This window comes from Algibacter sp. 2305UL17-15 (assembly GCF_040720935.1).
GTDB lineage: Bacteria > Bacteroidota > Bacteroidia > Flavobacteriales > Flavobacteriaceae > Jejuia.
Genome location: NZ_JBFDAE010000018.1, coordinates 14,960 through 33,084, shown reverse-complemented (window position 1 = coordinate 33,084; position 18,125 = coordinate 14,960). Strand labels below are relative to the sequence as shown.

Annotated in this window: 20 protein-coding genes; 11 read left to right on the top strand and 9 right to left on the bottom strand. The window is 35.0% G+C overall.

What is annotated here, in order from left to right; genetic code table 11:
- The first annotated feature begins 89 nt into the window (after window positions 1-89).
- From xrtF to ABXQ82_RS16280, 7 genes are all read left to right on the top strand, one after another.
- Window positions 90-641, top strand: coding sequence for an exosortase family protein XrtF (gene xrtF / locus ABXQ82_RS16310; RefSeq protein WP_367062211.1), 552 nt, complete (start codon window positions 90-92; stop codon window positions 639-641).
- Window positions 634-1,062, top strand: coding sequence for an exosortase F system-associated protein (locus tag ABXQ82_RS16305; protein ID WP_367062208.1), 429 nt, complete (start codon window positions 634-636; stop codon window positions 1,060-1,062). The genes xrtF and ABXQ82_RS16305 overlap by 8 nt, the downstream gene beginning before the upstream one ends.
- A 69-nt stretch (window positions 1,063-1,131) precedes the next feature.
- A complete protein-coding gene (locus ABXQ82_RS16300) occupies window positions 1,132-1,521 on the top strand; it encodes a hypothetical protein (RefSeq protein ID WP_367062205.1) in 390 nt (129 codons plus the stop codon).
- 126 nt (window positions 1,522-1,647) lie between these two features.
- Entirely contained in the window at window positions 1,648-2,370 is a 723-nt protein-coding gene (locus tag ABXQ82_RS16295; RefSeq protein ID WP_367062202.1) for a MauE/DoxX family redox-associated membrane protein, read from the top strand.
- 74 nt (window positions 2,371-2,444) lie between these two features.
- Window positions 2,445-4,682 carry a TonB-dependent receptor gene (locus ABXQ82_RS16290; RefSeq protein WP_367062199.1) on the top strand — a complete coding sequence of 746 codons (2,238 nt, stop codon included), beginning with the start codon at window positions 2,445-2,447 and terminating at the stop codon, window positions 4,680-4,682.
- A gap of 115 nt (window positions 4,683-4,797) precedes the next feature.
- A complete protein-coding gene (locus tag ABXQ82_RS16285) occupies window positions 4,798-5,181 on the top strand; it encodes a heavy-metal-associated domain-containing protein (RefSeq protein WP_367062196.1) in 384 nt (127 codons plus the stop codon).
- Between the two features lie 151 nt (window positions 5,182-5,332).
- Entirely contained in the window at window positions 5,333-6,847 is a 1,515-nt protein-coding gene (locus tag ABXQ82_RS16280; RefSeq protein WP_367062193.1) for a serine hydrolase, read from the top strand.
- Window positions 6,848-6,932: 85 nt separating this feature from the next.
- On the opposite strand, the gene ABXQ82_RS16275 is transcribed toward ABXQ82_RS16280, so the two are convergent.
- The 9 genes from ABXQ82_RS16275 to miaB form a co-directional block, all read right to left on the bottom strand.
- Window positions 6,933-7,295 carry a hypothetical protein gene (locus ABXQ82_RS16275; RefSeq protein ID WP_367062190.1) on the bottom strand — a complete coding sequence of 121 codons (363 nt, stop codon included), beginning with the start codon at window positions 7,293-7,295 and terminating at the stop codon, window positions 6,933-6,935.
- A gap of 3 nt (window positions 7,296-7,298) precedes the next feature.
- Complete coding sequence (locus ABXQ82_RS16270) at window positions 7,299-7,472, bottom strand: hypothetical protein (protein ID WP_367062187.1); 174 nt, start codon at window positions 7,470-7,472, stop codon at window positions 7,299-7,301.
- 48 nt (window positions 7,473-7,520) lie between these two features.
- Window positions 7,521-9,149 carry a chaperonin GroEL gene (gene groL, locus ABXQ82_RS16265; protein ID WP_367062184.1) on the bottom strand — a complete coding sequence of 543 codons (1,629 nt, stop codon included), beginning with the start codon at window positions 9,147-9,149 and terminating at the stop codon, window positions 7,521-7,523.
- Between the two features lie 105 nt (window positions 9,150-9,254).
- Window positions 9,255-9,530, bottom strand: coding sequence for a co-chaperone GroES (locus ABXQ82_RS16260; protein WP_367062181.1), 276 nt, complete (start codon window positions 9,528-9,530; stop codon window positions 9,255-9,257).
- Between the two features lie 147 nt (window positions 9,531-9,677).
- Window positions 9,678-10,055 carry a preprotein translocase subunit SecG gene (gene secG, locus ABXQ82_RS16255; protein ID WP_367062178.1) on the bottom strand — a complete coding sequence of 126 codons (378 nt, stop codon included), beginning with the start codon at window positions 10,053-10,055 and terminating at the stop codon, window positions 9,678-9,680.
- Window positions 10,055-11,008: a hypothetical protein gene (locus ABXQ82_RS16250; RefSeq protein WP_367062176.1), complete on the bottom strand. Its 954-nt coding sequence runs from the start codon at window positions 11,006-11,008 to the stop codon at window positions 10,055-10,057. Before ABXQ82_RS16250 ends, secG begins: the two co-directional genes overlap by 1 nt.
- Window positions 11,009-11,079: 71 nt before the next feature.
- Window positions 11,080-11,586, bottom strand: coding sequence for an LptE family protein (locus ABXQ82_RS16245; RefSeq protein WP_367062173.1), 507 nt, complete (start codon window positions 11,584-11,586; stop codon window positions 11,080-11,082).
- Between the two features lie 58 nt (window positions 11,587-11,644).
- Entirely contained in the window at window positions 11,645-12,913 is a 1,269-nt protein-coding gene (locus ABXQ82_RS16240; RefSeq protein WP_367062170.1) for a sigma-54 dependent transcriptional regulator, read from the bottom strand.
- A 124-nt stretch (window positions 12,914-13,037) separates the two neighbouring features.
- Entirely contained in the window at window positions 13,038-14,498 is a 1,461-nt protein-coding gene (gene miaB / locus ABXQ82_RS16235; RefSeq protein ID WP_367062167.1) for a tRNA (N6-isopentenyl adenosine(37)-C2)-methylthiotransferase MiaB, read from the bottom strand.
- Window positions 14,499-14,691: 193 nt separating this feature from the next.
- On the opposite strand from miaB, the gene ABXQ82_RS16230 reads away from it, so the two are divergent.
- The 4 genes from ABXQ82_RS16230 to ABXQ82_RS16215 all read left to right on the top strand — a co-directional run bounded on the left by ABXQ82_RS16230 (window position 14,692) and on the right by ABXQ82_RS16215 (window position 18,053).
- Window positions 14,692-15,399, top strand: coding sequence for a hypothetical protein (locus tag ABXQ82_RS16230; RefSeq protein WP_367062165.1), 708 nt, complete (start codon window positions 14,692-14,694; stop codon window positions 15,397-15,399).
- Window positions 15,400-15,846: a hypothetical protein gene (locus ABXQ82_RS16225; protein ID WP_367062162.1), complete on the top strand. Its 447-nt coding sequence runs from the start codon at window positions 15,400-15,402 to the stop codon at window positions 15,844-15,846.
- Window positions 15,847-15,875: 29 nt separating this feature from the next.
- Window positions 15,876-17,120: a hypothetical protein gene (locus tag ABXQ82_RS16220; protein WP_367062159.1), complete on the top strand. Its 1,245-nt coding sequence runs from the start codon at window positions 15,876-15,878 to the stop codon at window positions 17,118-17,120.
- Between the two features lie 123 nt (window positions 17,121-17,243).
- Window positions 17,244-18,053 (top strand): hypothetical protein, encoded by an 810-nt coding sequence (locus ABXQ82_RS16215; protein WP_367062157.1) that lies wholly within the window; start codon window positions 17,244-17,246, stop codon window positions 18,051-18,053.
- Window positions 18,054-18,125 lie beyond the last annotated feature (72 nt).

The following is an 18,125-nucleotide window of genomic DNA, read 5'->3' as shown; positions in this document are numbered from 1 at the left end:
AATTTCGATGTTCGTTTTAATAGATTCCCTCCTTACTGAAACAAGTTCAGCACAGGTCGCGGGAATGACAAAATTAGCAATTCATATCCTTGAAAGCACTTTTTATAAAATACAAGTCGGTTATAAAATTCATCCTTACGTTTTTGTTGGTGTATGGGGTGTTGTCGGTGGCGTACAAATTCTACTTGCAATTCTCTGATGGTTCAAAATTTTATCCAGATTATTTTACACATTTAGTTGCTGTACAATGTGAAACGCTTTTAAATTCACTGGGATATCAGACAGAAATTTTACCGCATCCAACTGAACCTTCCATGAAATTATTATTAAGGGGAAAATATTTAGGTCGTGTCATTGAAGGCTGTAATTCTATTAGTGTGATTGTTTTATTTGTTTCATTCGTTATTGCGTTTTCGGGCACACTAAAAACCACATTTTTCTATATCCTTTCGGGAAGTGTTTTAATTTATGTAGCTAACTTAATTCGAATTGTATTGCTTTGTATAGGTTTATATCATTACCCCGAATATGGCGAAGTATTGCATTCGGTTGTTTTTCCTGCAATTATTTATGGCATGGTGTTTTTATTATGGATATTTTGGGTCAATCGATTTTCTAAATTGAACAAGAAAGATGTCTAGACCTATAAAGTATATAGCCATTTTTATATTAGTCGGATTGCTGGTTCTAATTCGGTTTTTTGAGGACAGTTTATTTTACGACCCCTACTTGACATTCTTTGAAAATGATTATTTATATGTTGATAGTCCCAGACGGGAAGTCGCAAAATTAGTTGGTTTTACAACCTTGCGCTTTGTTTTAAATACGCTGATTTCCTTGGCCATTTTATTCCTGGTTTTTAAAGATAAAAGCATCATTAAATTTTCTGGTTTAATTTATGTGATAGCATTTGTAGTCTTAATGATGTGCTACCTCTATTTTGTAATAAACCCAAAACAAGAGGATTATTATTTGTTTTTTAATATTAGAAGGTTTTTAATTCAGCCATTAATTTTGATAGTATTGTTGCCCGCTTTTTATTATCATAAGATTAAAAAATAAGTGTTAATCATTTAATAAAATAGAAGGGCTTAATTCCATTTTTTGTAATTTTGTCTCGTGATAAAAACCATGTTACATAAAACGTTTTCAGTAAGTCTTGCATTAATTGTTTTGTTTTCAACAGTATCTTTTACTATTGAAAAACACTTTTGCGGAGATACTTTGGTGGACGTTGCTATTTTTACCGATAGTGAAAAATGTGCCATGGAAGCACTTGAAATACTTCAGAAGAAAACCTGCTGCAAAGATGAAATAAATGTTGTTGAAGGTCAAGATGAATTAAAAACAGCTTCATTTGAGGATTTAGATTTTGAGCAGCAGCAATTTTTAACAGCATTTGTTTATTCTTATATTACTGGTTTTGAAAGTTTACCAAAAGAAACCATTCCCCATAATGATTATTCTCCACCCAATTTGGTCGCCGATATTCAGGTTTTAGACCAAGTTTTTATCATTTGATAAATAGGTTCTTTTTTCATTCCCTTGAAGAAGGGAATCTCATCATTTTTTTTATGGTGGGAATAATTTAGATTCCCTTCTTCAAGGGAATGACAATCTGATTATTAAATCAAATCTTAAATCAAAATGAAACATACATATAATGTTACAGGCATGACCTGTGACGGCTGCAGAACTTCTGTAGAAGACAAACTAAATGCACTTCCAGAAGTAAAAAATGCTTTGGTAAATTTAGAAACTTCCGAAGCTACCATCGAAATGTCTCAACACATTTCAACAGAAAAATTACAAAGCGCACTATCTGATAAATATTCTATTTCAGAAAAGAAAGAACGCAATGTATTTAAATCATCTTCAGAAATTCAAACCGAAGAAACATCAGAATTAAAACAGCTATTCCCATTGTTTTTAATATTTGGTTATATCATCATAGCTTCAGTTTTACTCAATAATAATTCTTGGGATACCAATGGGTTTATGCTCGATTTTATGGGGCTGTTTTACATCGTTTTCAGTTTTTTCAAATTGCTGGACTTAAAAGGTTTTCCAGAATCATTCAAAATGTATGATCCAATAGCTAAAGTGGTTCCCATTTATGGCTGGATTTACCCGTTTATTGAAGTGGCACTTGGACTGATGTTCTTAATGCGTTTTGAAATTCCGATAGCTTTAATAATCACTTTAATTGTTTTAGGAATAACTACAATTGGCGTCACAAAAACATTATTGGATAAGAAATCAATTCAATGTGCATGTTTAGGAACAGCGTTAAAACTCCCAATGACCAAAGCTACATTTGTTGAAAACAGCATTATGATTGTTATGGCGATTGTGATGTTAATAAAATAGTTTTGTCATTCCCGCAACCTGTGCTGAACTTGTTTCAGTAAGGCGGGAATCCACTTAGATAAATAATATTAAAAATGAACAAAATAATATATATACTATTACTACTGCCTGTTTTTGCTATGTCTCAAGATAAAATTAGTGGTATGGTAATGGAGGCAAATAGCGAAAATAAACCTATTGGGTTAGCTGGTGCAAATGTCTATTGGCTCAATACCGAAGTAGGAACGGTTACCAATATTGATGGAAAATTTACAATTCCATATAAAACCGAATACAAAAAGCTAATAATCAGTTACGTTGGTTTTAAAACAGATACAATTGCGGTTTCGAAACCTAAAATGATACATCATTGGTTGCGGCCAACGGACGATTTGGATGCCGTAACGGTAACGTCCAGAAAACAAGCCACGGCCAAATCCTTCTTGCAAGCACAAAATATCATCAATGTAAGTAGTGATGAGTTGTTAAAGGCCGCCTGTTGTAATCTCTCCGAAAGTTTTGAGACCAATCCGTCTATCGATGTTAATTTCGCCGATGCCATCTCGGGAACACGTCAAATAAAAATGCTGGGATTGACAAGTCCGTATATTTTAATTGCTACTGAAAATATTCCATCCATTCGAGGAGCATCACAAGCGTATGGATTGAGTTTTATCCCCGGTACTTGGGTAGAAAGTATTCAAATTACCAAAGGCGCGGGAAGTGTGGTCAATGGTTTTGAAAGTATTGCGGGCCAGATTAATACCGAATTGGTAAAACCCTCAACCGATGATAAGCTGTTCGTGAATTTATATGGTGCAACTAGTGAACGTTTGGAACTCAACACGCATATTAACACCAAAGTTAGCGATAGGTGGCACACAGGATTGTATATCCACGGAAATACCCACAACAAAAAGCACGATGTAAATAATGACGGATTTATGGATATGCCATTGTTCAATCAGATTAATTTGATGAACCGCTGGCAATATACCGACACCCAAAAAGGCTTTGTAAGTTTTATTAATTTGAAGTTTTTAAATGATGAAAAGCAAACAGGTGAATTGGATTTTAATCCTGAAACCGATAAGTTAACTACCAATAGCTGGGGCAGTGAAATTGACACCAAACGTTATGAATTGGCTGTCAAATTCGGCTATGTTAATCCAGAAATACCTTGGCAAAGTTTGGGTGTGCAAACGGCTTATAGTAGTCATAAACAAGAGTCGTATTTTGGTTTGAATACCTATGACATCAAACATAATAGCTTGTACGCAAATGCCATTTATAATTCAATTATAAGCGATTCCAGACATAAAATTAAAACAGGAATAAGTTATACCTATGACCATTATGACGAATTTGTAAACACCACAGATTACGAACGCACAGAAAATTCAGTAGGTGGATTTTTTGAGTATAGTTTTGATAATCTGGAACTGTTGAATATTACGGCAGGCGTTCGCATAGATCGTCATAATTTATTGGGAACATTTGTATCGCCACGAGTTCATGCAAGATATTCGCCTTGGAGTAAATCGGCTTTTAGGGCGTCTTTTGGAAGAGGCAAACGAAGTGCTAATATTTTTACTGAAAATCAGCAATTGTTCGCAACATCAAGAGCAATTAATATTATAAATTCTGGTGGGAATATCTATGGGTTAGATCCAGAAATTGCATGGAATTATGGGGTTTCATACCTGCAAGGATTTAACCTCTTTGGAAGGAAAGCAGATATTACTTTAGATTATTACAAAACCGATTTTAAAAACCAAGTGGTAGTAGATTGGGAAAACCCAACTGAAATTAGTTTTTACAACCTAGAAGGAAAAAGTTTTGCGAATAGTTTTCAAGCAGAATTAAATTACAATGCTTTTGAAGGTTTTGATTTAAGAACTGCATATAAGTTTTACGAAGTAAAAACCGATTATAATTCAGGAAGATTTGAAAGACCTTTAACGCCTAAGCACCGATTGTTTGCCAATCTTGGCTATGAAACGCAATTAAAGGAGAACGGTGCGCGTTGGAAGTTTGATACAACATTCAATTGGTTGAGTGATCAACGCTATGCAAATACAGCTAGTAATCCAACACAATATCAATTGCCCGAACGAACACCAACAGTTTCAACACTTAACGCTCAAATCACCAAAGTGTTTTCTCAAAAATTTGAAGTATATTTAGGAGGCGAAAACATCACAAATGTGAGACAGCCCACCCCAATTTTAGGAGCAGACGACCCATTTGGAGCGAATTTTGATAGTACCTTTGTGTATGGTCCAATTTTTGGAAGTATGTATTATGCGGGATTGCGTTATAAAATAGAATAATAATTAAAGCGTCATTACGAGGACGTAGGACGAAGTAATCTTAAACAACAAAAAGCCAAATCCTAGATTGGCACATCGTATCTCCTCGCATAACAAAAAAATAAAACATAAAACCATGAAAAAATTAATAATCATAACACTATTACTCATAGGAACAACAACCTTCGCCCAAAACAAAAACGCCAAAGCCACTATGGAAGTAGATGGTATTTGTGGCATGTGTAAAGCACGGATAGAAAAAGCATGTTTAAATACCAAAGGTGTAAAATTTGCCACATGGAGTATAGAGACCCACGAATTAAAATTGATTTACGACGAACGCAAAACAGATGTAAAAACCATAGAAAAGCAGGTTTTAGCTGCTGGACATGATGTGGCAGAAGTTAAAGCTACGGATGAGGCTTATGCCCAAGTGCATGCGTGTTGTAAGTATAGAGATGAAGGGGTTAAAGAGGAGCATGAACATGAGCATAAAGAGGGCGAAGAGCATCAGCATTAAAAAATAAAGTATAAAACCGAGGTTTAGAAGCTTCGGTTTTTTTGTTTACGCACTTGGCTTTGTAGAAATTTTCGCTAACTTCGTTGGTTGTTGGATATAAACAATATCAATACAAATTATATCCGTAAGGAACATTATACTTAATAAAAAAATGAAAATATTCTTCTCTACTGTAACAGGGTTAATTTTATTCTCCAATTTATTCGCCCAACAAATACAATTAGATTCTCTTGATTCACAAATTCATCAACTTATAAAGGACTTTGAAATACCAGGTCTTTCTATTGGTGTAATTCGGAATGATTCTATAATATTTTCTAAAGGTTATGGAAACTTGGAAATTCATAAAGAAGGAAAAATTGATGAAAATACAATTTTTGGGATAGGCTCAATCTCGAAGTCATTTACCGCTTTAACATTGGGAATATTAGTTGATGAGGGGAAAGTTGATTGGGATGATAAAGTTAAAGCATATCTGCCCTATTTTGAATTGTACACCCCTTATGTAACGGATAATTTTACAATTAGAGATTTACTTACCCATAGAAGTGGTCTTAAGGATGTTAGTGGCGGAACACTTTGGTACCACTCAGACTATTCAAGAGAAGAAATAATAAAACGTCTTAAATATTTGGAACCCGTATCTGGCTTTCGTGAAAAGCCAGCATATCAAAATGTAATGTATGTAGTTGCTTCAGAAATAGTGAAAGAAGTTTCAGGAATGTCGTGGGACAATTTCGTTAAAACGAAGGTGTTTGATAAACTTAAAATGAATAACACCACATCACTTTCAGCTGAAAGAGAATCTAGTAGCAATCTGGCACAACCACATATTTGGAATGAGGATTACGAAAAGGTTGCAATAAAACAAGAAATAGGAGATAATCTAGCACCAGGGGGCTTTATTTATTCTTCGTCAAGTGAAATGTCAAATTATATGAGGCTTTTGCTGAATAATGGAGTCATTGGTAACGACACTATAGTCAGTCCAAAAATAATTAATGAAATTTTTAAACCTCAAATTATTTATCCTATAGGTGGTGCCCCTTTTTACAATGAATTCACATCTTATGGATTTGGTTGGTGGCTTACACCAAAAAATGGTCATAAAATCATTGAACATAGTGGAGGGATTGATGGTATGTCTGCTAATCTAGTTATGATAAAGGACATGAATTTAGGGTTTGTAATACTTACCAATGAAGCTGAAGAGCCTGCAACCTTTTTATTGACAGCTAAGATATTAGAACAGCTGTTTAATGATGAGTCATATAACATTTATGCACGGGTATTGGATTATAGGAATAAGAGTTTAAAAAGGAGAAAAGAATCCCCAAGTCAAATTTCAAAAACCATAAATACAAAACCTTCATTAGAACTTGAAAAATACGTAGGCAAATACAACGACAAAATGTATGGAGATATTTTAATAAATAACATCAAGAGTGGTGGGTTAGAAATTACATTTTCTCATTCACAAGTATTCAAAGGAAAATTGGAACATTGGCATTTTGATACGTTTAAAATAGACTGGAATGACATTCGGGTTCCCAATGGGTTTTTAACTTTCAACTTTAATTCAAAAAGAGAAATATTAGGATTCTCCATCGACCAAGAAAATTTGCTTGATGTTGATTTCGGAGAGCTGAATATTGTGAAAAAATAAGAACTAAGCAAACAAAAGATAAACCTGCTCTGCGAAGTTTGTAACTTCGTAGTAACAACAAAAACCAACAGATTAATTTTTTTAATTATCCATTCTTCCCCTTTTTCGGTTTCCTCCGCTTCCCTCCATTCAATTTATAAGTATAACTCAAAATAACATAACGCCCTAAACTCGCAGTTGTAGTTTCTTCAAAATAATTTACGGTACTGCGTCTAAAAATATCAACGTTTTTATCCAGAATATCAATCAGTACCAATTTTAAAATATTCTTTTTATTTCCAGAAAAGGCATAAGAAATGGCTGCATTCCAAATGGGTAATTCTTGATTATTGGTAAACTTATTATCCGAAAAAATAATATAATCTAGTTGGGTGTTGAGGTTTAATGCTTTGGAAGCTTCAAAATCAAAGGAAGCGAAATAGTTTTGTTCAGTAAACGTTCTGTCCAAATCTTAAACTAGAGAAAATGTGGTGTTATTGATGCTGTAAGAAGCTACAGTCTTTACATCAAATTTACTTTTATTTGAATTTTCAAAAGACAGGTTGAAGGAGTAATCTTGAGTAATGACATCGTTCAATTCATTATTAACTACAGCGTTGGTTTTAAAAGATAAAAAACGCTCCAAAATTAATTGAAGCGTTCTTGTTATAATTTGCGTGTCGAGGCTCTCGACCTACATCATTCCTGGCATACCGCCACCCATTGGAGGATGACCAGCATCAGCTTCTTTAATATCTATTAAAGCACATTCAGTTGTAAGAATCATTCCAGCTACAGATGCGGCATTTTCTAGAGCGATTCGTGTTACTTTCTTAGGATCTATAATTCCTGCTTTAAGCATGTCAACATATTGTTCAGATTTAGCATCGTAACCAAAGTCTTTTTTCCCTTCTAAAACTTTATTGATAACTACAGAACCTTCTCCGCCTGCATTTTCAACAATAGTTCTCAATGGAGATTCAATCGCTTTATTTACGATTTGAACACCAGTAGTTTCATCTAAATTATCGGTAGTGATTTTTGCTAAAACAGCTTTTGCTCTCACTAGTGCGACACCACCACCGGCAACAATACCTTCTTCCACGGCAGCACGAGTTGCATGTAAAGCATCGTCAACACGATCTTTCTTTTCTTTCATTTCAACTTCACTTGCAGCACCAACATAAAGTACAGCAACACCGCCAGCCAATTTAGCTAAGCGCTCTTGTAGTTTTTCCTTATCGTAATCTGAAGTTGTGGTTTCAATTTGGGATTTGATTTGGTTTACTCTTGCTTTAATAGCATCGGCATCACCAGCACCATTTACAATAGTTGTATTGTCTTTGTCAACCGTTACTGTTTCAGCAGAACCCAACATTGATAAATCAGCATTTTCTAAAGTGAATCCTCTTTCTTCAGAAATTACAGTTCCACCAGTTAAAATTGCGATATCCTCTAACATTGCTTTACGTCTGTCTCCAAAACCAGGTGCTTTAACAGCGGCAATTTTTAATCCGCCACGTAATTTGTTTACCACCAAAGTAGCTAAGGCTTGTCCATCAACATCTTCGGCAATGATTAATAATGGGCGACCATTTTGAGCTACTGGCTCTAATATTGGAAGAATTTCCTGTAAGTTAGAAATCTTTTTATCGAACAATAAAATGTATGGATTTTCTAAATCGGCAATCATTTTATCTGCATCAGTAACAAAGTAAGGCGATAAATAACCGCGATCGAACTGCATACCTTCAACAACATCAACGTATGTTTCCATACCTTTTGCTTCTTCAACAGTAATGACACCTTCTTTACCAACTTTTCCGAAAGCTGTAGCGATTAAATCACCGATGGTATCATCATTATTTGCTGAAATAGCAGCAACTTGTTTTATTTTTTCAGAAGAATTTCCAACCTTTTGAGTTTGTTTTTCAAGATCTTCAGTAATTGCTTCAACAGCTTTGTCAATACCACGTTTTAAATCCATCGGGTTTGCACCAGAAGCTACGTTTTTTAAACCTTCTTTTACGATGGCTTGTGCTAAAACGGTAGCAGTTGTTGTGCCATCACCAGCCAAATCGTTGGTTTTAGAAGCCACTTCTTTTACCATCTGCGCACCCATGTTTTCGTGTGCATCGTCCAATTCTATTTCTTTAGCTACAGTAACACCATCTTTAGTTACTTGTGGTGCTCCGAAACTTTTACTGATAATTACATTACGTCCTTTAGGACCTAAAGTTACTTTTACTGCGTTTGCTAATGCATCTACACCGCGTTTTAATCCGTCGCGTGCGTCAATATCAAATTTTATGTCTTTTGCCATTTTATAATTATTTTTTGTCATTCCCGCGAAGGCGGGAAACTGTTTAATGTTATTATATTACTTTGTTTGATGAGATTTCCGCCTTCGCGGAAATGAAAAAAGCTTTTATACAATTGCCAATATATCACTCTCACGCATGATTAAGTAATCATTACCCTCAAGTTTTAAATCTGTTCCAGCGTATTTTCCATATAAAACGGTGTCGCCAACTTTAACAGTAATAGGTTCGTCTTTTGTGCCGGGTCCGGCAGCTACAACTTTTCCTTTTTGTGGTTTTTCCTTAGCGTTATCAGGAATAATAATTCCAGATGCTGTTTTAGTTTCGGCTTCAGCAGGTTCTACAAGAACTCTATCTGCTAATGGTTTAATGTTTAATCCCATTTTGTTTTATATTTTAATTAATTAAGTTATTGATTAACGCTTAAGCGTTGTACTAAAAATGTGCCATGGCTTGTAAACTGACAAACTTGCAGTAACAAAAAAATGCCAACTTGTAAAGTTGGCATTTTGTATAATTTTTTATAAAAACTAGTTGTCTCCTTCTGGATCAGTAGTAGTTGTTCCTGAATTATCTGTTGCAGGAAGTGGTGCTGGTGTATCCGGAAGCGCAGGTAATGGTTGCGCAGTTGGTGCATCAAGATCTAATGCTTTAGAATCTACCGCAGTTTCTCCTCTATTTATTGCAACATTAGATACTAAAATTAGTACCAAAAGCAATGTTGCTAATGTCCATGTGCTTTTGTCTAAAAAATCTGTGGTCTTTTTTACACCACCTAATTGTTGTGTGCCACCGCCACCGAAAGATGAGGATAACCCACCGCCTTTAGGGTTTTGCACCATAATTACTACTACTAGCAAAAATGCTACAACTACTATAAGCGCTAAAAATATTGTAAACGTGCTCATTATTCTATATTATTTTGTTCTTGTAATTGTTCTACTGCCTTAATTTGGTTTGCAAAGAAACTACTTTTTTCTGGATATTTCAAACTTAAAATTTTATACGATTGAATTGCTTTTTTATAGTTTTTTTGTTCCACATAAATGCGTGCTAAAGTCTCTGTCATTAACGCCTCTGGTTGTATCATTTGGGCTTTGGCAAGATTACCCTTATTTGATACAGGTTTGGTCGGATTAATTTTAGGATTTTGTGATATAAACTTATCTATTAATTCGTGTTTTTTTGCCGTCTCTGGTTTTTCAGGTGCTTTGGTGTCTAACGCATCAGGCTTTTTATCGACAGGTTCCTCAGTTCTTTTAATAGGTTTGAAGCGTGTTAATTTCAACCACTCATTAAATGAATGTGCTTCTCTTTTATCAAATTGAAGCGGTTTGCCTAAACTTAAAATATCCTCAGCGGTTGCGTCTTGGGTTTTTGTGTCGGCCGTGGCGTTTTCTATAGTTTCAGATTCATCCAGTTTAAAAAGAACGGTCTTTTTTTGAGAAGGGTCTTTAGGCTGAAATAATTCTGGGTCTAAAACTCCCGAGGTCTCATTGATTTGTTGTTTTAAAGCATCATCAATTGTTAAACTTTTATTGACTGAAATATCATCAGCACTCACATTCATATCATTGAGATAAATCGTGTTTTTCTTGATGATTTTTGAAATTTCATTCTGAACGAATACATCCGAAGTTATAAAATCGAATAAGATACTTCTGTCGGTGGTGTAAGCTGCTGTGATTTTTAGAGCTTGATTATAATCGGTGCTTTCTTGACTTTTTAGCCCTTTTAAATATAAAGCTTTGGCAGATTGAAAATAGGGATAGTCTTGAATAACAGATTGCAACGCCTCGGTTTTAAGGGGGTTGATCTCTTTAGGATTTTGTAATAAAGATGTGAAATCGTGACTATTCAATTGTTTTTGATTTTTTTTTCCCGATAGCTATCGGGATTACTATTTCGGGACTAGCACCGAAATAGTCTGTTTTACCATTTTGCCAAAGAGGCATTAAAAATATCTTGTGTGATGCGTTCAAAAATATCTTCGATAGCGGTGTCTTTTTGTGCTCCAGTTAATTGTTCTCTACCCGGATAGTCATGAAAGAATGTAAAAGGTCTTTCAAATTCGGCTTCAGGATCATTTTTGTCGTAAAAGTGAACTTTAATCGTAATTGTTAATCTGTTTTGGGCCGCTGTATTTTGTGAGGTAGCTGTAGTAGGGGAGATACGGTATTCTGTAATTTCACCTTCGTACACAATATCTCCGTTAGAATTCACATTATTCAAATTTGTTTGATTTTCTAGAATTTGAATCATTGAATTTCTAAAAGTTAACTCTAAACCAGGCTCCACTAAAAGCGAATTATTTTCGAAACGATTCACCTGAAATGTTTTAGTATCCGCAGAAATGGATGCCCCTGTAAAAGAGTAGGCACCACAGCCCAGAACTGAAATGGCGACTATAATTAAGGTTATGTGTTTTATGTGTTTCATTTATAATTCTTTGTCATTCCCACGAAGGTGGGAATCTTTTTTGTTCAGTAACGAAAATTTATAGATCGTATTGTTTAATTTTCCTGTAAAGCGTACGTTCGCTAATGCCCAATTCGGCAGCCGCTAATTTACGTTTTCCATGATGGCGTTCCAACGATTTTTTTATCAATTCTAATTCTTTATCATGTAGCGATAAGGTTTCCTCTTCTTCAATCTCTTCGGCAAAATGATATTTATCTACAGTAGATGGTTCATTAACATGCTCCGGAATCGATAAATATTCAGGCGAATCTTCAACGTCTTCTTCAAAAGCAATGTCGTCTTTATCTTCGCTATCGTCGCCATAAATTTTTTGAATGAGATGCTCATTGTCTTTTTCAACATCCTTTGTATTGCCGTTCTTCATGAGTTCCATAGTGAGTTTCTTCAAGTCATTTAAATCACTTTTCATGTCGAAAAGGACTTTGTAAAGAATCTCACGTTCGCTACTAAAATCGCTTTCGCTTTTTGAAGTCTTAATAACAGCAGGTAAATTTGTGGAAGCCGATGATGGTAAATAACTTTTTAAAGCTTCCGCAGAAATCGTTCTATTTTGCTCCAATACCGATATTTGTTCGGCAATATTACGTAATTGCCGAATATTACCGCTCCATCTATGTTTCACAAGTAATTGGATGGCATCATCCGTAAGTTTTACCGTCGGCATTTTATACTTTAATGCAAAATCACTGGCAAATTTTCTGAATAACAAATGGATGTCTTCCTGACGTTCGCGAAGTGGTGGTAAATGAATATCAACGGTACTTAACCTGTAATATAAATCTTCCCTGAATTTCTCTTTTTCAATGGCTTCAAACATATTGGCGTTGGTGGCAGCAACAATTCGAACATCGGTTTTTTGCACTTTACTGGAGCCTACTTTCAAAAACTCCCCATTTTCTAAAATACGTAACAAACGCACTTGGGTGGTCAATGGCAATTCTCCAACTTCATCTAAAAAAATAGTGCCGCCATCAGCAACTTCAAAATAACCGCTTCGGGTTGCCGTAGCTCCTGTAAAAGCACCTTTTTCGTGTCCGAACAATTCACTATCAATGGTGCCTTCTGGAATGGCGCCACAGTTTACAGCGATGTATTTATTGTGTTTTCTATGTGACAATTGATGGATAATTTTCGGAATACTTTCCTTACCAACACCACTTTCGCCAGTTACCAAAACCGAAATATCGGTAGGAGCTACACGAATGGCTTTTTCTATGGCACGATTAAGTGCTAATGTATTACCAATAATCCCAAAACGTTGTTTTATTGCTTGTACTGATTCCATAGGAAAGCCCCTAAAAAAGCCCCCTAGCCCCCATAGAGGGAACTAAAAAACTTTGGTTAATATTATTTTGAGTCTTCATTGTTTTTATCTAACTTTTTGTTGTTTAATTAAAAGCCCCTCTTTTTTACGCCTGAGTGAGAGTTCCCTCTTCGGGGGCTAGGGGGATTCCAATCAATGTCGCACTCGTACAATCCGTAATCTTTACATTTACAAAATCCCCAACTTTATAATGTTCCTTCGGAAAAACAACCACCGTATTTTGGGTGTTTCTCCCAGACCAATGTGCATCGGAACGTTTTGAAGACTTTTCAATTAAAACCTCTTCAACTTTACCAACATGTTCTTTGGTGCGCAATAAACTATGTTTTTGTTGTAAAGCGATTATTTCGTTAAGGCGACGTTTTTTTATAGCCGCAGGAATATCATCTTCCATTTTTCGCTCTGCTAAAGTCCCCGGTCTTTCAGAGTAAGCAAACATAAATCCAAAGTCATATTTTACATATTCCATTAAACTCAATGTGTCTTGATGGTCTTCTTCAGTTTCTGTTGGAAAACCAGTAATCATGTCTTGACTAATAGCACAATCTGGAATTAATCGTTTAATGTTGTCAATCAATTCAAAATATTCTTCACGCGTATGTAAACGGTTCATTGCCTTTAGGATACGGTTGCTGCCACTTTGGACAGGTAAGTGAATATAGTTACAGATATTTCTATGCTTCGCCATGGTTTCAATCACATCAAGCGTTAAATCTTGAGGGTTGGACGTTGAAAAACGAAAACGCATTTTAGGTTGTGCCTTGGCACATAAATCTAACAATTTCGCAAAATTAACTGCTGTGGCTTTTTGTAAATCGCTGGCTTTCTCGAAGTCTTTTTTCAATCCGCCACCATACCATAGGTAACTATCTACATTTTGACCCAGCAACGTTACTTCCTTATAGCCTTTATCCCAAAGTTCGTTGATTTCTTCTATGATACTTTGTGTATCTCTACTGCGTTCGCGACCTCTCGTAAAAGGCACTACGCAAAACGTACACATATTATCACACCCGCGGGTTATAGAAACAAATGCGGTAACACCATTCGTGTTTAATCGAACGGGAGAAATATCGCCATACGTTTCTTCTTTGGAAAGTATCACGTTAATGGCATCTCTACCGTCTTCAACTTCGGCTAAAAGGTTTGGTAAATCTTTGTAAGCATCTGGTCCCACAACCAAATCCACAATTTTCTCTTCTTCGAGAAATTTGCTTTTTAAGCGTTCTGCCATACAGCCTAAAACACCAACTTTCATTTTAGGGTTCAGTTCTTTTTTTACGGCATTATATTTTTCCAAACGCTTTCTTACAGTTTGTTCTGCCTTATCGCGAATTGAACAGGTGTTTACTAAAACCAAATCTGCGTCTTCTAGGTTTTGAGTGGTGTTGTAACCTTGCTCCGTTAAAATTGAAGCTACAATTTCGCTGTCGCTAAAATTCATCTGGCAACCGTAACTTTCTATAAAGAGTTTACGTTTGTTGCTGTCTTTTTTGTCGAGAATTAAAGCTTCTCCCTGTTTGCTTTCGTCTATTATCTTTTCCATAATGTACTGAGACCACTAAGGGTCAATTTTCGTACCTACCTCTATGGCGGGGTGGTGCAAAGATACAATTAAATTGTTTTTTGTGACAAAGTGGCAGATTTAATTTCTGTTAACTTTTTGATAAAATTTGTTTATGTTTAACGCAACCTTTTGAGACTATTTACATCTTAATATTAAATCACAAATCGAATCTATGAAATCCATAAAAAAAGTTTTCTTTTCAATTACAGTATTATTTTTAATGGTAAACATGCGTTGTGAGCCTAGTGACGACATAGTTATAGACAACGATAATTTACTAATCGGCAATTGGGTAAACCCAGAATATAACGATACTAACATCACTTTTGAAAGAGCGAGTAAGTTACCTGTTGATGGTTATGGGATTTCATTTATGAAAAATGGCGATTTTGTTGAACGTTCATCGGGTTGGTGCGGTACACCGCCTTTGTCGTTTTTTGATTACAATGGAAAATGGCAGCTTAATGATGCGGTGGTTTTAATTACTCAAGATCATTTTCCGAATAATTATGCATGGCGTATTGTTTCGCTTACTGAAAATGAATTAGTGGTTACTAAAGAATTAACGGAACGCGAAATAGATTATAGGAAATTAATGGCTATTTATGATGAAATTGAAGCCTTTATAAAAGGGATTCCATGTGAAAATGCAGAAGATTGGACATTTACACCCTATGGCTCAAAAGCCTGTGGAGGTCCACAATGGTTTTTAGCCTATCCTAAAAGTATAGATACAGTAGCATTCTTGAAAAAAGTTGAAGAATATACTAAAGCAGAACGTGATTATAATATCAAGTGGAGTGTGTTTTCTACCTGTGATGTTGTAAGTCCACCAAAGTCAATTGAGTGTCAAAACGGTTTTCCAATTTTAAAATTTTAAATGATGAAGTCAATACTTAAAAATATAATATTCTTTAGTGTGATAGCGTTTTGTTTTATGAATTTACAATGTGAAGATGATGACGACGTGATTGATAGTATATGTGATGAGGTAACTGTTGTAAATAAAGACATTTATGATAATTTGGTTTCAGATGATTTTCAGTTTGTTGAGGTCGCCATAACCGATGATTGCTTAAATATAAAAATAAGTGCTTCGGGATGTGATGGCGCCACATGGGGATTCGAATTAGTGGATTCTGGGGCAGTCGCAGAATCATCGCCAGAACAACGCTATTTAAAGTTTCAATTAGTTAACGAAGAGCTTTGTGATGCTGTTATTCAGAAAACGATCTCTTTTGATTTGAGACCGCTTCAAATTCAAGGAAGCACTAAAATAATTCTCAATATAGAAGGGTTGCAAGAGAGTGTAACATATTCATATTAAAAAAACTATAACTTATAAAACTATTAACCATGAAATCAACCTCAATTATTTTAGGCATTTTTATGTTTTTGGCATTGTTTTCCTGTGATAACGATGATGAACATCTTGATCTCGTAACTGTGGCTACACCAGAACTGATGAGTAAATCTAGTTTTAGGAAGGCCGTTGCTATTAATGCGCCACAACCTATAAAGCAGGCAGGAAAAATTTATGCGTATGGCGATTATATTTTTGTGAATGATGTAAATAAAGGCGTTCATGTAATTGATAATTCTCAACCTAACTTGCCAAAAGCAATCAGGTATATTGCAATTCCCGGGAATGAAGATATTTCGGTTAAGGATAACTTTTTATATGCCGATAGTGCTACCGATTTGGTAGTATTTGATATTTCAGATATTAACAATATCAAACAAACAGAGCGTTTAGAAGATGTTTTTGAAGTCTATAATTATCAAATCCCTATTGAAGCGGAAGCAGCAGATTGGGGCGCTTATAATTATGAAACGGATATTGTAGTAGGTTGGACTTTAAAACAAGAACAACGGGAAAATGTTGATCAAACTATTTTGATCGGTTGGGGCGTTCGAAATGATGCGCTTGTTTCGTTTGCAGAATCTACAGTTGGAGTAGGAGGTTCATTGGCGCGCTTTCAAATCGTGAATAATTTTTTATATACGGTAGGTTCTTATAGCATGTCTATTTTTAATATTCAAGATTTAGCAAACCCTGTGTTGTCCACTACTATGAATGCAGGTTGGAATATAGAAACCATGTTTGCTGCCGATAATTATTTATATTTGGGGAGCACAAACGGCATGTATATCTACGATTTAAAAACACCTTCATCTCCAGAATATGTTTCAGAATTCACACATTGGGAAGGCTGTGATCCTGTGGTGGTTGATGGCGATTACGCGTATTTAACTTTAAGAGGCGGAAATGCTTGTGGACAATTGGAAAGTGTTTTGGAAGTGATTGATATTAAGGATAAAACGAATCCAACATTGGCAAAACGCTATACTTTAGAAAACCCGTATGGTTTGGGAATTAAGGGCAACATGCTTTATGTGTGCGATGGAACTGCAGGCTTAAAACTGTTTGAGCGTAAAACTTCAGAAGATTTAAAACTCGTAAAGACTTTAAAAAATATACAAGCTACAGATGTTATTCCTTTGGAAAATAGTTTAATAATGATAGGTGGTAATACGCTCTATCAGTATAGATATATGCAAAACAACGTTGGGCTTATTAGCTCATATTCACTCAACTAAACTAAACTAAACGTTGTTGGGGAAAATCTGCTTTCGGGCAGATTTTTTTATGTAATATTGCAGCGAAATAATCAAAATTAGAGGCTTAAAATGTCTTTATAATTGCTAACCTAACTGCTGAAAATGAATTCCATAAATACTTTATTAGACAAGATTGACACCGCAAAACAATTAGATTTTGGAGATATCATAAGTAGAACAATAGAGCTTTTTAAAAAAACATGGTTAAGAGGTTTTATTTTGCTCTTAATAATGATGGTCGTGATGATTCCTTTTTTTATGGCTATTTATATCCCAATGTTTGATTCTGTGATGGAACAGGTGCAATCTGGAGATTATGATCCAAACGATGCTAGTAGTTTAATGCTGGCGCAGCCAGATTCATTTCGATATATGATATTAGGATTTACTTTTGTTATGAGTTTTGTAAGTACAGGCTTGGTTGCTGGTTTTTACAGGATCGTAAAAAAGATAGACCACGACGAAACGCATAGTCTTTCAGATTTATTCTATTTCTTCAAGCAACACTATTTAGGAAAAATATTTGCCATAGCTGCATTCGCTTTATTACTAGCTTTGGTTAATTTTACCTTAGAAAAGTTTTTGCCCCAATTGTCAGCCTCATTTTTAAACGCTGGGATATCGGTTATTTTTAGTGTTTATAGTGCTTTGTTTGTGGTGTTTTTTGCGTTTAATCCACAGTTAGAAAGTTCCGATTTTTTTGTGCTAAGTTTTAGATTGGGCTCAAAAAAATGGTTTCTCATTTTCGGGCTCTTATTTGTTACAATGATTATAGGTATGTTAGGCATTATAGCTTGTTTTATCGGTGTGTTATTTACTATTTCTATTGTTTATCTTCCAACATATTTCGTGTATAAAGATGTATTTGGATTTGATGCAACCAGCGATATTGAAAAAATTGGGATTGAGTAAATTTTAAATGATACTTGTCACAAATTATAAAATCAAATACTTTTACCACAATTATATAATGCTAACTAATTA